The sequence below is a fragment of the Pseudoalteromonas maricaloris genome (assembly GCF_024746855.1).
Classification (GTDB): domain Bacteria; phylum Pseudomonadota; class Gammaproteobacteria; order Enterobacterales; family Alteromonadaceae; genus Pseudoalteromonas; species Pseudoalteromonas maricaloris.
Window position 1 is genome coordinate 254601 of the sequence record NZ_CP024626.1, and the last position, 16282, is coordinate 270882.

The 16282-nt window shown below is 42.2% G+C and carries 12 protein-coding genes and 1 pseudogene; 7 read left to right on the forward strand and 6 right to left on the reverse strand.

All coding sequences use genetic code 11. The features are described from left to right. The first annotated feature begins 29 nt into the window (after positions 1 to 29). From CTT31_RS18960 to CTT31_RS18970, 3 genes and pseudogenes are all read left to right on the forward strand, one after another. Complete coding sequence (locus CTT31_RS18960; RefSeq protein ID WP_260492785.1) at positions 30 to 446, forward strand: GAF domain-containing protein; 417 nt, start codon at positions 30 to 32, stop codon at positions 444 to 446. Between the two features lie 572 nt (positions 447 to 1018). Further along, positions 1019 to 1908 (forward strand): annotated as a pseudogene (locus CTT31_RS18965) (cation diffusion facilitator family transporter). A gap of 118 nt (positions 1909 to 2026) precedes the next feature. Then, positions 2027 to 4810 (forward strand): hybrid sensor histidine kinase/response regulator, encoded by a 2784-nt coding sequence (locus CTT31_RS18970; protein ID WP_260492786.1) that lies wholly within the window; start codon positions 2027 to 2029, stop codon positions 4808 to 4810. 43 nt (positions 4811 to 4853) lie between these two features. Here the strand turns inward: CTT31_RS18970 and CTT31_RS18975 are convergent, their stop codons facing one another. The 4 genes from CTT31_RS18975 to CTT31_RS18990 all read right to left on the reverse strand — a co-directional run bounded on the left by CTT31_RS18975 (position 4854) and on the right by CTT31_RS18990 (position 9340). Beyond that, positions 4854 to 5696 (reverse strand): putative bifunctional diguanylate cyclase/phosphodiesterase, encoded by an 843-nt coding sequence (locus CTT31_RS18975; protein WP_260492787.1) that lies wholly within the window; start codon positions 5694 to 5696, stop codon positions 4854 to 4856. Beyond that, positions 5653 to 7290, reverse strand: coding sequence for a sensor domain-containing diguanylate cyclase (locus CTT31_RS18980; RefSeq protein ID WP_260492788.1), 1638 nt, complete (start codon positions 7288 to 7290; stop codon positions 5653 to 5655). Before CTT31_RS18980 ends, CTT31_RS18975 begins: the two co-directional genes overlap by 44 nt. Then, positions 7251 to 8387: a ligand-binding sensor domain-containing protein gene (locus tag CTT31_RS18985; RefSeq protein WP_260492789.1), complete on the reverse strand. Its 1137-nt coding sequence runs from the start codon at positions 8385 to 8387 to the stop codon at positions 7251 to 7253. The genes CTT31_RS18980 and CTT31_RS18985 overlap by 40 nt, the downstream gene beginning before the upstream one ends. Positions 8388 to 8458: 71 nt before the next feature. Beyond that, the gene (locus CTT31_RS18990) at positions 8459 to 9340 is read right to left on the reverse strand and encodes a ligand-binding sensor domain-containing protein (protein ID WP_260492790.1); all 882 of its coding nucleotides are present in this window, start codon (positions 9338 to 9340) and stop codon (positions 8459 to 8461) included. 481 nt (positions 9341 to 9821) lie between these two features. Here CTT31_RS18990 and CTT31_RS18995 point away from each other — a divergent pair, with 481 nt between their 5' ends. After that, complete coding sequence (locus CTT31_RS18995; protein ID WP_260492791.1) at positions 9822 to 10016, forward strand: (2Fe-2S)-binding protein; 195 nt, start codon at positions 9822 to 9824, stop codon at positions 10014 to 10016. 32 nt (positions 10017 to 10048) lie between these two features. On the opposite strand, the gene bfr (CTT31_RS19000) is transcribed toward CTT31_RS18995, so the two are convergent. Next, on the reverse strand, positions 10049 to 10513 hold the full coding sequence (gene bfr / locus CTT31_RS19000) for a bacterioferritin (RefSeq protein ID WP_010375235.1): 465 nt from the start codon (positions 10511 to 10513) through the stop codon (positions 10049 to 10051). A gap of 15 nt (positions 10514 to 10528) precedes the next feature. Further along, positions 10529 to 10996 (reverse strand): bacterioferritin, encoded by a 468-nt coding sequence (bfr, locus tag CTT31_RS19005; protein WP_010607507.1) that lies wholly within the window; start codon positions 10994 to 10996, stop codon positions 10529 to 10531. A gap of 272 nt (positions 10997 to 11268) precedes the next feature. On the opposite strand from bfr (CTT31_RS19005), the gene CTT31_RS19010 reads away from it, so the two are divergent. The 3 genes from CTT31_RS19010 to CTT31_RS19020 all read left to right on the forward strand — a co-directional run bounded on the left by CTT31_RS19010 (position 11269) and on the right by CTT31_RS19020 (position 16227). Next, positions 11269 to 11595 (forward strand): DUF2946 family protein, encoded by a 327-nt coding sequence (locus tag CTT31_RS19010; protein ID WP_045987649.1) that lies wholly within the window; start codon positions 11269 to 11271, stop codon positions 11593 to 11595. 380 nt (positions 11596 to 11975) lie between these two features. Further along, complete coding sequence (locus CTT31_RS19015) at positions 11976 to 13085, forward strand: efflux RND transporter periplasmic adaptor subunit (RefSeq protein WP_211857345.1); 1110 nt, start codon at positions 11976 to 11978, stop codon at positions 13083 to 13085. Positions 13086 to 13098: 13 nt separating this feature from the next. Next, positions 13099 to 16227, forward strand: coding sequence for an efflux RND transporter permease subunit (locus tag CTT31_RS19020; RefSeq protein WP_211857343.1), 3129 nt, complete (start codon positions 13099 to 13101; stop codon positions 16225 to 16227). The last annotated feature ends 55 nt before the right edge of the window (positions 16228 to 16282 follow it).

Genomic DNA, 16282 nt, shown 5'->3' on the forward strand with positions numbered 1-16282 from the left:
AATATAAACACTGTCTAATTAAGTAGATTATGAAAATCCCTGAGTTACCTAAAAACGAACCCGCTAGGTTACATGCGCTTAGGGAGCTTGCGATACTCGATACAAAACCAACACTTGAATTGGACCGAATTACTCAATTTACTGCCCATGTTTTTGATGCTCCAATTGCGTTGGTAAGTCTTGTTGACAAGGACAGGCAATGGTTTAAATCCCGCTTTGGATTAGATGCTGAGCAAACGTCTCGTGACGTTTCATTTTGCGGCCATGCAATATTAGAAGACACGGTATTCGTAGTTTCCGATACGCTCGAAGATCCTCGCTTTATGGACAACCCTTTGGTGTTAAATGCCCCTCATATTCGATTTTATGCGGGTGCGCCTATCATATTGTCTAGCGGTTTTCGCGTTGGAACTGTGTGTGTTATCGACCTAGAGCCCGAGAGTTGAGTGAAGCTGACTGTGAAATACTAAGGCAAATCGCAAACGACGTTGTGACTCAACTGGAGAAAATCTAATTGTACTTTTCCACAAGTAAAAGCGATAAGCGCTAAAATTCCATCAAGTCGGCCGTTACAGCCGCAAATGTTAGTGCATTTAACTCGTGGAAACGTTACAATTGAGACTGTATATCATTGCCATTTAGGGCAATGTTTAAACGATAACTAACCTGAGGTTTGGATAAGGAACGAGGTAACTCATTGTTTCTAAAGTAACATTAAATTACTTCTTTATCTAGCCAGAGAGTTTTGGTGATAACTAGGCGAATTTGCGCACCAATAGCGGGCTATTGGAAGTGAATTCAACGCAGTTAGCGCTAAAACTGGCTGCTAGAAATGCATTAATTATCCTAAGCTCAGGTTAACTACGTATATTTCTAGATTTATTTCTGTATTTTTGAATCACAGCTTTTTCCTACACGGTATAAAAAGATAAGGTGAGGTGCATTTAGTCAAGTGGCTCCATCTTATGCTGTGGTTGTACGTAGCATCTTATATTAAATTAGGTACACGACTCATTTCATGACAGATATCACTACGCACCAAGCTTCTCGCCGAAGACTACTGATTGCGCTTGCAATCACTTGCTCTTTTATGATCATTCAAGTTATTGGTGCTTATTACGCTAATTCTCTCGCAGTATTGGCTGATGCTGGACACTTGTTTGTTCACAATAGTTCTTTGTTTATCGCGTTGATAGCGTCAAGTGTGGCTGTTTATCTTGCTAAAACATATAACGATGGTTACAAGCGGGCTGAATATACTGGCGGGCTTATCAATGGCATCCTCTACCTTTCAATTGCGGTAATTATTTTACTCGAAGGGAGTGAGCGGTTGTCTCATCATGCGGGCGGTCATGACCTAGAGGTGAACAGCTATTTAATGTCTATGATTGCTGCAATTGGGTTTTTGTTTCACGGCGCTTCCGCTTGGGTGTTGTACAAAGGCCGTAAAGACAGTATTAACGTCTATGCTGTTTTCTTGCACTCATTTTTTGATTTACTTTCCACCATATCGACATTTATCGCAGGTGTGATCATACACCTCACAGGCTGGGAGGTGGTTGATATTCTCTCAAGCATGCTGATTTCCGTCTTTGTATTGTTTACAGGTATTAGGGTGATAGTTGCTTGTCTTAAAGGGCTTGCTACACCTCCAGAAGTTTTGCCTACGGTTCAAGAAGTTGAGAGAACGATTGTGTCTACCGAGCATGTTGAAAGCGCCCATAATATTACGGTTAGCAAAATTGATGGGGCGGTTGTCGTTGGTGCACATGTGTATTAAAGCATCACTGTACTATTGAATCTCATGATTCAGCGTGTCGTGTAGAAGTGGAAGAAGCGTTGAAAAAGTCCTTTAATGTACTGAGTAGTGTGCTACAAATAGAGAGCCATGATTGCCCTCATCATTAGGGTAAACATATCCTAATGTGTGATATATTTTTTAGTTATTTGTTACACTACCTTGGCAGGTTTTAAAATATTTTTTATTGTTATACATAGGCAGTATCACAAACCGGTGGTGTAACATTTGAATCAAAAGCAAGCGCTCATCATAACTTTAGTCTTAGGTGTATTAGGCGGGCTGGCCAATCTGTTGCCAATTTGGTTTTTGGATAGCTCTGAGTTTCTTTTTGGCCAGCTGTTTGTACTATTTATCCTGCTACTATGCGGATGGCGCTATGCCATTATTGCTGTGATTATTGGTGCCGGCTTTATTTGGTATCGATGGGAGCATGCTTGGCCCTCTGTGGTTTTTTTCTTCGAAGTGTTGTGGCTTCACTTTGTTTGTGTCCGTTTCGCCAAGCCATTTTTTGTTCGGGGTATCGTTTATTGGATTTTGTTGGGTTTGCCTGCATTATTTATTTTTGGCTATTTTGCCCTCGAATTACCGTTACTCGTTATATTCACTGCACTGGCTAAGTACCTAATCAATGCAGGGATTTGTCTCGCTGTGGTCGACTTGCTGAGCTTTTTCTTTACTCGCAGCAAGTGGCAAGGGATGCCGCTCAATCAAATTCTTAATTCTACCGTCAACCTTGTTATCGTTTTGGTTGTATTGATGACAACCGTTGTATTGACAAACAATTACTACAAAAGAATTGAAGCTGAGATAAAAACACAGCTTGAAGAAGCCTCTGGTTCTATTGTCGCTCAAATTGATGACTACCTTGATGCATATCGTCGCGCGATGGTGATATCCGCAACAGATGTATCCTTAGGGATTGATGCCGACTATGTTATCGAGCGTTTGCTAAAAACTCATGCGAATTTTAGAACCGCGATTGTCGCGGACAAAGATGCTAATGTCACTCACCTTTATCCGCAGCATTTTGCTGATACGATGAAGGGAACAAATGCCAATGTATCTGATAGAGATTATTTTATTAAAGCATCTGAATACCCAGAAGGATTTGTGTCGGGCATATTTCAAGGACGTGGTTTTGATGAAGCACCTATCGTGGCAATTTCAGCACCAATCTTTATCGCTGAAGAGTTTAAGGGGATTGTGGAAGGGTCTTTAATATTTGGCTCGTTTGAACGCTTTATTCCAAAAATTCTTGCTGAAGATGCTAATTTGATTGTGTTGGATAAACACAAAAGGGTCGTTTATAGCTCGTTAAAGACCGAATTTAAAACCCTAGATATGCCAAGTGATGTGGTGTTGCAAGCCTTATTTGATAAGGAATCCTCAACTTTTGAAGATTCTACCGAGCAAATCTTATTTAAACAGGCTGCGGTATCTAAACAATATGAGTGGTCAGTTATCACTATGCTCGACCGTAAATATCTTAACTTAGTTGCTGCTGAAGCTTGGTCAGATGCATTGGGACTTGCGCTTGCGATTATTATATTGAGCTCTATTTTTGTCCGTCAGCTCACGCGATTGTTGGTGCGTCCAATTGTGGCGCTCAGTCATGATATTCGTGCTTACGAACCTTCAACTTTAATCGAAAATTCGGCTAATGCAGACAGCAGCTTTCTAGAAATAATTGAGTTGCAGCAACAGTTCAATCAGTTGGCGTTTAAGCTAACACTGAGTTTTACAAAACAAAACCAAGCAAGCTTGGAAAACGAAAGACTTAACCGCAAGCTTACCGACTTCAATCGTGAGTTAGAGCAGCAAGTCGCTGAGAAAACGGAAGAGCTAACCAAAGCCGTTGAAGCCGCTAATGCCGCCAACCATTCCAAGAGCCGGTTCCTCGCCAATATGAGCCATGAAATTAGAACGCCGTTAAATGGAATTATCGGTATGTCGGATAGCTTGATCAGAGAGCAAAGCCTTAGCAATGAGATGGCAGACCAAATAACAATTATACGGCAATCGGCAAAGAATCTAATGCTTATCCTCAATGATATTTTGGATTATTCTAAAATCGAGGCGGGGGCTTTGAAAATAGAACGTCGAGTTGTGAACTTGCAAGAAATGCTCGACAGTTTGGTCAGCATTTTTAAAATTTCCAATGTCAGATATGGCGTTGAATTTAAGTACGAAAAGGGTAGTGAACTACCTACATACCTTGAGTTAGATGAATTACGCGTATCACAAGTGGTAAATAATTTACTCAGCAATGCTGGAAAGTTTACCAACAAAGGCCAGATCACATTCTCCGTTCATTATGACAGTGGGATATTAAAGTTTACCGTTGCTGACACTGGGATCGGCATTTCAAAAGCGCAACAGGAAACGTTATTTCATGAGTTTACACAGGCAGATCTTTCAACCACAAGAAAGTTTGGTGGTACCGGACTTGGCTTAGCGATTTCTAAAAAACTAGTTGAAGCGATGCATGGTGAAATAAGGATTCACAGTGAGCTTGGGCTTGGTAGTCAATTCTATGTAGATATTCCGGCCTCAAAAGGGCAGGGGGTCAAGAGAGAGCAACAAGAAGTTGGGGCACCTGATTTCAACGGCCTTGATATTCTATTGGTAGAAGACAATAAAATTAACCAAGTGGTTGTTGGTAAGTTGCTCGAGAAAACCCATTGCTTGTTAGACAAAGTGGACGACGGAGTCGAAGCCTTAGTAGCGATGAAGGCGAAGAACTATGCCTTGGTTTTAATGGATTGCCAAATGCCGAATATGGATGGTTTTGCTTGTACCAAAGCAATCAGAAACGAGCCAAATATTTATGGCAATCCACATATTATTGCGATAACAGCCAACGCCTACGAGGAAGATAAACAAAAATGTATCCAGGCGGGCATGGATGATTTTATTGCAAAACCCATTGATATTAATGAACTCTATCAAAAACTTAGTGAATGGCAGCGCTCAGAACTGCCTGATAGTGAAACGCTAGATAAGGGCTAACGCTTGTTAGCCCGCAGTCACTATTAAAGTATTGAGCCCGAGGTCAAGCTCTTGAGCGTTCATGCTGTTCGTAAAATGCCAGTAAATCGTCAATCGCCATAGGCTTTGCGAAGTGATAGCCTTGCATATATTCACAGCCTACGTCTCTTAGGTAATTAAGCTGAGATTCTGTCTCTACACCTTCTGCAATACACTTCATGTTTAAGCTTTGTGCCAGTAAATAAATGGTTCTAATGATAGATTTATTCGCGGGTTTTGCGCTCATGTTACGTACAAATCCTTGATCAATTTTTATGATATCAAGAGGGAACTCATTCAGGTACGTAAGTGACGAAAAGCCGGTGCCGAAGTCATCGAGTAGTAATACAAAGTCAGCCCGTTTCATTTCGTTGATAGTTGCCCGAGCCTTAACCATATCAGACATAAAGATTGACTCGGTGATTTCAAGTCTTAAACACCGGTTAGTGAGACCATGCGCTTTTAAAATCTCAGTGAATTGGTGGGCAATGTCTGAGCGTAAAATATGAACTGCGCTTAAATTAAGAGATAAATAAAAGTCGGGTTCTTGTGTAAACAATGGACGCAATTCTATCAAGGCTCTGATAAGCGCTTGTTCAGTCAAGGTTTCAATCAAACCGCTTTCTTCTGCTATTGGAATAAAATCGCATGGAGGAATTAGCATGTCATTATTGCGCCAGCGCATAAGTAATTCGACGCCTGCAAGCTGACCTGTAGTGGTATTGATGATCGGCTGATAGTGATTGAAAAACTCACCGTCTTTAACCGCCGTTTTCATTGCGGTTTCTAACCGAAGCTTTTTACTGATCTCTTCATTCATTGACTCAGTAAAGAACTTGAATGCATTTCTTCCCGGACTGCTTTGCATGGATCATGGCGATATCCGCGTTACGGATCAAGGATTCTGAGTCCGGTGCATCGAATGGATAAACCGCAACGCCAATACTGGCAGATACACTCATGGTGATCCCATCAATTTCAATACGTTCGGGTATGTGCTTCACTAAGCGGGTAACTACTTCACTCACATATTCGATACTAGGGAAGGACTTAATTAGCACGAGAAACTCATCGCCGCTCTGTCTTGCTAAGATACAGTTATTGTTAATTTGCTCTTTGATCCGCTTAGTTATCGCGACCAGTAATTTATCGCCGATATGGTGTCCGTAGGCATCATTGATTGGTTTAAATTTATCTAAATCAATAAATAGCAGGGCGCAGCTTTGCTGTGTATTGTTTGCGTTAAACAGTGCAAATTCAATATGCTGTAGCATTAAGCTGCGATTTGGTAGCTCCGTCAAAGCGTCGAAATTGGCGAGATATCTAAGTTCATTCTCGGCTTTTTTCTGCTCTGTCAGATCGGTAACAACGACCACGAAGTATTGGAGGTTCACATTGTCTTTGGAAACCGCGCTAATACTAAGTTGAACCGGGTGCACTTTATCCCAGCCGTCTGTAACTTGAACTTCCTGTCTTAGATATTGATTCGGTCCAAGAGATTTTAAATTTGCAATTAAACCGTGAAACTTCTTTTGCCCGATAGCATTAACAAAACGCTCAGTTGTTAAGTCGTTTAACGCTTCGTGTTCCTGCAGTTGAAACGCTCTACAGAAGCTACTATTGACTGAAATGGGTTGTAAATTAGGGTCTAAAATCAAAATCCAATCGTTCACTTGGCTGAAGGCTTCGCCCAGCATATTTGCGCGCATCTGGTTCGCTTTTTGCGTGGTTACATTGGTATAAATGCCGTGCAGTTCAGTGGCTTTACCTTGTGAGTCAAATTCTGCGACTTGGCCAAAGTCGTGAAACCAATGCCAATTATTGTCTGCGCAGCGCAGTCGATAAGATAGAGAGAGCTGCTCTTTAGTGGGGTTAGAAATAAATTTCTTCCAAGCACGCTCGACGAGTTCTCTATCATCCGGGTGAATGGCGTTATAGTGCTCTTGCAGCGTCATAGTATCGCTCTCAAAGCCCAGCGCTTCGGCCCGCTGTTGTGTGATCTGGCGTGCAGCGAGATCCGCCGACCAAACACCGCTTTTGGTTGATTTCAACGCCAGTTTTGTCTGTCTTCCCGCATGCGTAACGGCTCTAAGTGCCGTTTCAAGCTGACGTTGTTTTTGTTTGTGCTTAATAATGATGAGCAATATCAGCGCGAATGCACTTAGACTGTATAAGCTTAATGCAAAAGGCGAGCGCCAAGGAGAGTGGGCAACATTAAAGCGCAAGTTGAGTGCGTTGCTAAGGTCTTCACTGTCAAGTGAACGCGGTGCAATGATTAACTGATAATCACCAGGGAGTAATTGATTTAGAAATACTTTATTTCGTTTTAAGCTTGAAAACGTCAGTGCACTTGGGCCATGCAAAGAAGCTTGGTATTGAATGTGATGATCGGCATTGAAGTCAAAGTCAGAAAACTGTAGCTCTATGCCCATGTCGTCAAACTTAAAATCAAGTGCTTGCAAAATTGCGTCAGGGCTAAGTAGGTTTGATCTCTGCTTAAGATATCCATTTGGGTGATCAGTAGTGGGCGGCGCTTAACAGCACTATCTGAGAACTGTTCCGGATTAAAAGTGATAGAGCCGTTGACTGTGCCGAACATCAGCTTACCAGATTCAAGTGCTGCTGCAGCGCCGCCGTTAAACTCAAGCGTCGGCAGACCTTGATTCGTTCCGAAGGTTTCCAAGACTTTATTTATTGGGTCAAATTTAAACATGCCGCGTTGACTGCTGGCCCAAATCATTCCATCTCTGTCCAACAGGAGGTTGTAGATAGCATTACTCATCAAACCTTGTTCAGTCGTTAGCTTGTATTCTTCGGCGTAAGTATCTTTATTGATCCCGACAAGACCTTCGGTTGAGGTTGCCAACCATAGCGTTCCAGCTCTATCTACTACCCAACTATTAACGGCTGAGACCAAGTGTTTATCCAATTTGTTGTAAATCGTTGTTAGGGTATCTGTTGACTCATTATATTTGACCAAACTGATGTCCGTACTTATCCAATATTCATCATCGGTCGCACCCAAAGGCGGCAGGATCAAAAAGCTTTGTGCCGCTGCCAGCTGTTTTGATAATCCCTCTAATGCGCGTACCGTATTGGTGGCTGCATCATATTCGTAAAATCCATTGCTATTGATAAATGGAAACTTGCTTTCTGAGTACTTAGCGATACCCCAACTATATGGCTCAAGTTTGTCACCACTTTCAAGCGTAATTGGGCTTAGCTGTTTGGTGTCGATGTTAAATAGCGCGGTCTCTTGAGTTGTTTGGATTAGAAAGGTATTTTCGTCGAAATGTGAAGAATTAAAAATCGAGAATACGGCATCTGCTCCGTATAGTGCTTTTGCATCTCTATTTTGCAAATAGCTAGATTTCAATTGGCGGGTGCTTAAATCAAACTCGTTAATGCCGTTATCTGTACCAAGGAGCACCGTATTTTTTCTGGTAGGATGAATTGACCAGATATTGTTATTGGCAAATCTGTCTTGAGTACTGATGAATGTGGTAAAACGTAGGGAGCTGGAAGGCCATAAATATGCGCCATCATTATATGTACCCATCCATAGGTTGTTGTTTCTATCTGCGTAAAGCTTAGTGATACTGGGATTAGTGAGGCGATATTGTCCCTCGGTTAAGGATAGGACTTTTGAGCTGGTTTTTTTCTTCTATCAATAAGAAACAATCCATGCTCCGTAGCAATAAACTCGCCATAGGGAGTGATTTGGTGTCCCCAAATATTTTTCTCAGGAACAAGCTCATAGCTTTTTGAAGCAACCAGTGTTTGGTTACTGACTGGGATGACATATAAACCTTCTACAGTACCAACAAGGAGTCCCAACGATGGGTCGCGTTTGAGTAATTTAACATCATGACTGAGTTCTGATTTTGAATCAGTGTAACTTATTTGCTCTACGTTACCGGTTGCAAGAGAATAAGTGAACAGGCCTTCTGTTGTACCAATAATCACAAAGTTACCGATAATGTTTATGGCGCGAATGTAACTACTTGGTTTGAAGTGAGTGAGTAATTCAGATTTTAACGTATTGCTGTCTAATGTGTAGAGGTCGCTTTCAATGGAAAAGATGATATTTTCTCGATGACCAACAGCTGTGGCGATGGGTTTTGGAACTGCGTTATTGTCTTGGCGTTTACCGTCGTAGATTTGTTGAATTGTGTAGTCATCTACATTTAGTAAAAACGCGCCGCTGGCACCTGTAGAGATCAAAAGCTCATCATTCGATATATTGAATAACCCAACTATTTCTTGTTCATCAAGACCCTTAGAAGCGGCAATATTAATGAGTTGATTGCCGTCATAACGGTTTAACCCTTGCAGAGTACCTATCCAAATGAAGCCATGTTTGTCTTGTGTTATGGCAGTGATTGCAGATTGGCTTAAGCCTTCTTCGACAGAGAATCGAGAAGTATATTGGCCGAAGTTATGGGCGTGACTAGGCGCGACTATGCAACACAAAGAAAATAATATAAAAAAACACAATAGCGCTTGCTTCATTAAAAGACCTTTCTCTATCCAATCTCATTTAGTCCTTTAACAACATGTTACCAAATCAAACTAAGCTGATCCGCGCTAATAAAACTGTTAGCGGTGACGCGCAGTCTAGCGGAAATACTAGATTGAAATCAACTTAAACCTTGGTTTTTATGTAATACATTTAACAATTTATACATGTTTAAGGTTTGTCATTTGTAGCAAATAAAACAATCTACTTGGATGCAAGAGCACCCTTACTCTTATGTGTAAAGTAACGCTTATCAAGTTAATTTAAGCGTAGCAGTTTTATTGGATTTTTCTTAATTTTATAGAAATAACCATCGGCTAGAGAAAGGTGTTTTGCTGAGCATGAATCACTAAGTCTTTGCAGCAGCTTACAAAGAAAAATAATTCGCATTTATAGCTAAGGTATGTGTTGATAATTGTTATCGTTTAGATTAAACTTGTTTGCAGTTAATGAGTTTGAGATTGGTTTTCATTTATGTACGTATGCATTTGTCATGGTGTTACAGATAAAAATATTGCAGAGACGATAGACAATGGTGCTCGTTCGATGCGTGATCTTAGCCAGACATTATCTGTTGGTAAGCAGTGTGGAAAATGCTGTAACTGTGCGAAGAAAATTTTAAATGAAAAGCTGATTGCTATTGTTGATGTCACTGATCAGGTTGCGTAACAACACATTATCACGCAACCTCAATTCAATACTTATAGTTGAGACTGTAAGTAGTTTTCTATTCCCATCACCTTAATTAGGTGCTGCTGAGTTTCAAGCCAGTCAATTTGCTCTTCTTGCTCGTTTTGAATTTTGTCTAGCGCTTCACGGCTAATGTAATCTTGCTTTTCTTCACACAACTTAATTGCTGCTTGCAGATCAACCAAAGATGCTTGCTCAAATGCCATATTGCAATCAATCATCTCAGCGCTGTTTTCACCAATCTTTAAACGACCTAAATCTTGTAAATTAGGCAGGCCTTCTAAGAACAAAATTCGCTCGATAAGGCGGTCAGCGTTTTTCATTTTTTGGATTGAAACTTTATAATCCGCTTTATCTAACTGGCTAAAACCAAAGTCTTTAAACATACGTGCGTGCAAAAAGTATTGATTGATACCCACCAATTCATTGGCCAATACTTTATTAAGCGCTACGATTACTTCTCTATCACCTTTCATTTGTAGAGTCCTTAATTAAAGCTGAGATTGGATATAATTAGGAGCACCGATAAGATCAATCAGGCGAATTTGCTGCTCTAGCCAGTAAACATGATCTTCTTCTGTATCAAACAACAGCTTTTCAAGCGTTTCTCGAGATTGGTAATCTTGCTCTTCTTCACAGATTTTGATTGCTTCTTTAACGCATTCGACGACTTCAAGCTCTAGTTTTAAGTCGTTTTCCATCATAGACTTAACATCTTGGCCGATGAGTAGATCACGACGTTTTGTCATGTTAGGTACCCCTTCCAAGAAAAGAATGCGTTTGATCAACCAATCTGCATGCGTGGTTTCTTCTTCACGTTCATGCTCAAGGCGTTGGTATAGTTTGCTCAAACCCCAATCTTCGTACATACGTGAATGGATGAAATATTGATCGATAGCTGCAAGCTCATTGGCTAATAGCTTATTGAATGCGTCGATGACTTTTTGTTTACCTTGCATGCTGTTACCTCAAACTGTGAATATGCGGCTAGTCTAACGGATTTATGTGATGTGTCAATGAAAAATCTTTATAAAACAGTGTGTTATATATTGATTATAATTCGCATTTAAGTTGATATTTTGGCCTAACAATGCAAATTATTGTTATTTCATTTTGAGTAGGATCAGTAATGACAGCAAAAAATAAGACTTAAAGCTTAGCGCTACTATTGACAGAACAAGTGCAGGTGGTAAATTGACATCGATCTTTTGTGTTAAAGAGAAATGTAGATTTGAATAAGCTAATCCTGATTTTTGTGATGCTTCTACTTGCGGTGCAATCCGTAAGTGTATTTGCGTCTGAATCTAGCTTCCATCAAATCGAAGTGTCTCACCTCCAACATACTCACGACCATGCTGAAGATGTGCAAGCAGACTCCAGCGGACATCATACAAAAGATTGCCACCACTGTGGTCATTGCAGTGGGACGCATTTGAATTTAGTGATTTTAAAATCTTTTATCCCCTTTGAAATGCGACCAAATAGCGAAATTTATCCTCAATCAGATACCAAAGTGCGCGCTTTTGTAGAGCAAGCACATCGTCCACCGATCGCTTAAGTAGCGGTTATCATTGAAGGTGTGATCTCAATTTAACTTAACTAACCTGAGTTTAGGTTGATGAGTAAATTGATAAATCCAACTTAGCGCAAATTCGTGTTTGTGAGTAAACAGCTAGGCCTGTTTTCTATGCTTAGTTCTGCTTTCAGTGGTACTGCCTACTCCGTTTATACCAATTGTATTAAGTCAATGAGCTACGTTAACACTAATTGGTATTACTCCTTCTTAGCTGATGGCGTTGATTTCAGATAAATCACGTCTGCTTGAGAAGCGCATTCTTGTTCGCGAATTGGCACTGTAAAAGCAATGCTTGGTGCAATTCGCTAAACAAGCTAACGGTTTTGAACGTCAACTTACGTTCTTGAGTAAAAGAGTATCGAATGACAAACTTTAAAATTTTCTCCATCTATTTCGCGGTGAACGCGCTTTTTAGCTCGCTGGCATATGCCGGCGACGGTCATGAAGAACATGAAGAGGAAGAAAATGCCATCGTACTAACGCAACAGCAGATGCGTTTTGCCGGAATTCAGACCAAGGAAGTCAAGCTGGAAAGCCATGAGCGTTTTTATTTTGCACCTGGGGAAGTAAAAGCCAATGGCTATACCAGCTATTTAGTATCGCCAAGAGCCGATTCAATCGTCTTAAAGCGACACACTACGCTTGGTTCTATGGTTAATGTTAACGACCCACTTATCACCTTATTCTCAGAGGCAATGGCGCAGGCCCAAGCGCAGTATTTGGTCGCTTCAACAGAGTGGGATAGAGTTAAACGCTTAAGTAAAGAAACCATCAGTGAGCGTGAACGCGTTCAAGCAAGTGCCGATTTTAGTTCGGCTTATTCAAAGTTGTTGGCACTTGGAGTAACAGAAAAGGAGATTAGAGAAATAGCCACTAAGCCCGCCAGTGAACTTGGCCAATATACGCTCGTTGCTGAGCGCGAGGGGGTGGTAACTCAAGATGCCTTTACTCAGGGCCAGCATGTTGCTTCTGGCACAACTTTAATGGCAATCACTGATGAAAGCGAGCTATGGGTGGAAGCCCGTTTACAACCGAACTCTCAACTTTCGTTAGCTGTTAACTCTAAAGCATTGATTGGCATAGAAAATCAGCAATATGCGGCTCGCGTTATCCAAGAAGCGCATACTATCGACCCCATTACTCGAACCAGACAGATCCGCCTATTGGTTGAAAATAGTGACGACAAGCTACACGCAGGGATGTTTGTAAACGTCAACTTTATCATACCTTCAAAGGAGTCAACCATTGCGCTACCTGCAGACGCGTTAAGTCGCGGTCCTGACGGTGATTGGGTGGTGTACATCGAAGAAGCGCCCGGCGAGTTCCATCCCAAAGAAGTGACTTTAGGTGAAGACTTTGGCGCTCAGGTTGAAGTTATCGGTTTGGCTGTGGGTGAGCGCGTGGCCGTAACCGGAGCGTTCTTTATTGCCTCAGAACAAGCCAAATCAGGCTTCGACCCGCATAACCATTAAGGGGAGCCTCATCATGTTTAATCGAATTATCGATTGGTCTGTAAACAATCGGCTTCTAATTATTCTTTTTTTACTCGTTATCACAGCAACGGCTGGTGTGACTATTCCAAAACTCAACTTAGATGCGTTTCCCGATGTAACGAATGTGCAGGTTGCGGTGAATACTGAAGCGCCGGGACTGGCAGCGGAAGAGGTTGAGCAGTTAATCACCTATCCAATTGAGGCTGTGATGTATGCCTTGCCTGATGTGCAGCAAGTGCGTTCAATTTCTAAAACAGGTCTATCTGGCGTTACGGTGGTATTTAAGGAAGGTACCGATATCTATTTTGCCAGACAGTTGGTATTTGAGCGCCTCCAAGCTGCAAAGGAGTTGATCCCAAGTGGTGTGGGTACGCCGGAAATGGGGCCAAATACATCCGGGCTTGGGCAAGTATTTCAATATATGCTGATGAGCGAGCCGAACTCTGAATATGATGCAATGGCCTTGCGTAGTCTCAATGACTGGGTGGTCAAGCTGTTAATTATGCCAATTGATGGAGTAACTGATGTATTGGCTTTTGGCGGCGATGTGCGTCAGTATCAAGTCAATATCGACCCAAATAAGCTATTGGCTTATGCACTCACTCAGCAAGATGTGGTGAGTGCCATCGAGCGTAATAACCAAAATGTCGGCGGCTGGTATTTAGAGCGCGGTCAAGAGCAGTTGGTGATCCGCGGAACTGGCTGGTTTCAAAGTGGGGAGAAGGGGATCCGGGAGATTGCCAACGTACCCGTCAAAACCATTGATGGCACGGTCGTGACTGTGGCTCAGGTTGCCACTGTATCGATTGGTGGAGAAATCCGTCAAGGCGCGGTGACGATGTCTAGAAAAAGCGCCTCTGGTGAAGTGGAACAGCTCGGTGAAGTCGTAACAGGTATAGTGCTTAAGCGAATGGGAGCAAACACCAAAGCAACCATTGATAGCATTAACAACCGCGTGGAACTTATTAATAAAGCACTACCTGAAGGGGTAAGGTTTGAGCCGTTTTACGATCAGTCTGATTTAATCAGCAAAGCAGTACAAACAGTCGTTGAAGCCTTGGCACTGGCATTTATTTTTATCGTTGTGGTGCTCGCGCTATTTTTAATGAACCTGAGAGCGACTTTTCTGGTGCTCATCTCAATTCCTATTTCAATTGCCATTGCACTTGTGGTTATGGCGTGGCTTGGCGTCTCGGCCAACTTAATGTCGCTAGGCGGTATCGCAGTCGCGATAGGGATGTTAGTTGACGGCTCAGTGGTGATGGTAGAAAACATCTTTAAACACCTAACAAGGCAAAAGGAAAGTGATGACTTTTCTGTAGGACTCATTGTTGAGCTCGCAGGAAAGGAAGTGGCAAGGCCAATCTTTTTTGCTGCCAGTATTATTTTAGTGGTGTTCACCCCGTTATTTAGTTTTGAAGGGGTTGAAGCTAAATTATTTCAGCCTATGGCAATCAGTATTATTTTGGCTGTCATTGCGGCGATATTTGTTGCCCTTATCATTGTCCCAGCGCTTGCGACCTACTTATTTAAACATGGTGTTAAAGCGCGAGAGAGTATTATTCTCGTCGCGCTAGAAAAAGGCTACCGCTGGATGTTAAATCGAGTGTTGCATAGGCAAAAGTTGTTGATGGCAATGGTCATATTATTGATGGCGGCGGCCGGTTTTACGTTCACTAAAATTGGTACCGAGTTTGTCCCTGAACTTGAAGAAGGCACCATCAACTTAAGGGTAACGCTGGCACCATCCGCCAGTCTTGAAACCGCGCTTAATGTTGCGCCTGAGCTGGAAAAAATGCTGCTCACTTTTCCTGAAGTAAACTACGCGCTAAGCAGAATTGGTCGAGCGGAGATAGGTGGCGATCCTGAACCGGTAAATAACATTGAAATCTATATTGGCCTTGCGCCAGTAGCACAGTGGCAAAGCGCAAATAATCGCTACGAATTACAAGCTTTGATGGAACAAAAGCTGTCGGCTTACCCCGGCTTACTGTTTAATTTTTCACAGCCTATTGCGACGCGTGTCGATGAATTACTCTCAGGTGTTAAAGCGCAGTTGGCGATTAAGTTGTTTGGCCCAGACTTAGCTGTGCTTGCAAAAAAAGGTAAGGAAATTGAGGCTGCCGTGGCGCAAGTTGAAGGAACAGAGGGCGTACAACTTGAGCAAATAGCTGGTGAGTCACAGCTGATCATCACCCCAAAACGTCAAGCGTTATCGCGCTATGGTTTAGCTGTTGGCGACGTTATGGCATTAGTGCAAGATGGCATTGGTGGCAGTAAAGCGGGGCAGGTCATCAACGGTAACGAACGCTATGATATTTATGTCCGCTTGGCACCTAAGTACCGTCAAAGCAAACAGACCATTGAAGAAATACGTTTACAATCAAGTTCAGGGGCGTGGATCCGGTTGGCTGATGTTGCGAATGTTGAATATCAATCTGGTCCACCGCAAGTAAGGCGAGATGACGTTCAACGTCGAGTGGTGATCCAAGCTAATGTGCAAGGTCGGGATATGGGCAGTGTAGTAAATGATATTCGCGCGGCTATTGATAGTAAAGTTGACTTACCAACAGGTTATGGTGTTGAAATCGGTGGTCAATTTGAAAACCAGCAACGAGCACAAAAGCGCTTAGCAATCGTGGTGCCGCTATCTTTGGCGCTAATAGCACTCCTACTTTACTTTGCATTTGGTTCAATTGCTCAGGCTGCGCTTATTTTAGTGAATGTGCCGCTTGCGGTCATTGGTGGGGTATTTTCTTTATATATTTCAGGACAATATCTATCGGTCCCAAGCTCGGTTGGGTTTATCACCTTATTCGGTGTCGCGGTACTCAATGGTGTGGTCATGGTTGAGAGTATAAACCAGCGATTGGCTGCGGGAGAATCGCTTCATTCAGGTGTCTTTGAGGGAGCAATTTCAAGGCTTAGACCCGTGCTTATGACTGCGATAACCTCAGCACTTGGACTTATTCCTATGCTGTTATCGACAGGAGTGGGCGCTGAAATTCAAAGGCCGCTTGCCAGTGTAATTGTTGGTGGATTATTAACGTCAACCTTGCTGACTTTGTTTGTATTGCCAGCACTTTATCCACTATTCTCAAAGCAAATTAAAAATTCGTAATGCCTGTGGGGGCCAGTGAAAGTGGCCCCTTCTTCGGATCAATAAATAGGATTGA

Excerpts from the sequence above, each read along its gene's own strand:
- CTT31_RS18960 (WP_260492785.1), top strand. The coding sequence starts at position 30 with ATGAAAATCCCTGAGTTACCTAAAAACGAACCCGCTAGGTTACATGCG.
- CTT31_RS18975 (WP_260492787.1), bottom strand. The coding sequence starts at position 5,696 with ATGCAAAGCAGTCCGGGAAGAAATGCATTCAAGTTCTTTACTGAGTCA.
- CTT31_RS19020 (WP_211857343.1), top strand. The coding sequence starts at position 13,099 with ATGTTTAATCGAATTATCGATTGGTCTGTAAACAATCGGCTTCTAATT.
- CTT31_RS18990 (WP_260492790.1), bottom strand. The coding sequence starts at position 9,340 with ATGAAGCAAGCGCTATTGTGTTTTTTTATATTATTTTCTTTGTGTTGC.
- bfr (WP_010375235.1), bottom strand. The coding sequence starts at position 10,513 with ATGAAAGGTGATAGAGAAGTAATCGTAGCGCTTAATAAAGTATTGGCC.
- CTT31_RS18995 (WP_260492791.1), top strand. The coding sequence starts at position 9,822 with ATGTACGTATGCATTTGTCATGGTGTTACAGATAAAAATATTGCAGAG.
- CTT31_RS18985 (WP_260492789.1), bottom strand. The coding sequence starts at position 8,387 with ATGGGTACATATAATGATGGCGCATATTTATGGCCTTCCAGCTCCCTA.
- CTT31_RS19015 (WP_211857345.1), top strand. The coding sequence starts at position 11,976 with ATGACAAACTTTAAAATTTTCTCCATCTATTTCGCGGTGAACGCGCTT.
- bfr (WP_010607507.1), bottom strand. The coding sequence starts at position 10,996 with ATGCAAGGTAAACAAAAAGTCATCGACGCATTCAATAAGCTATTAGCC.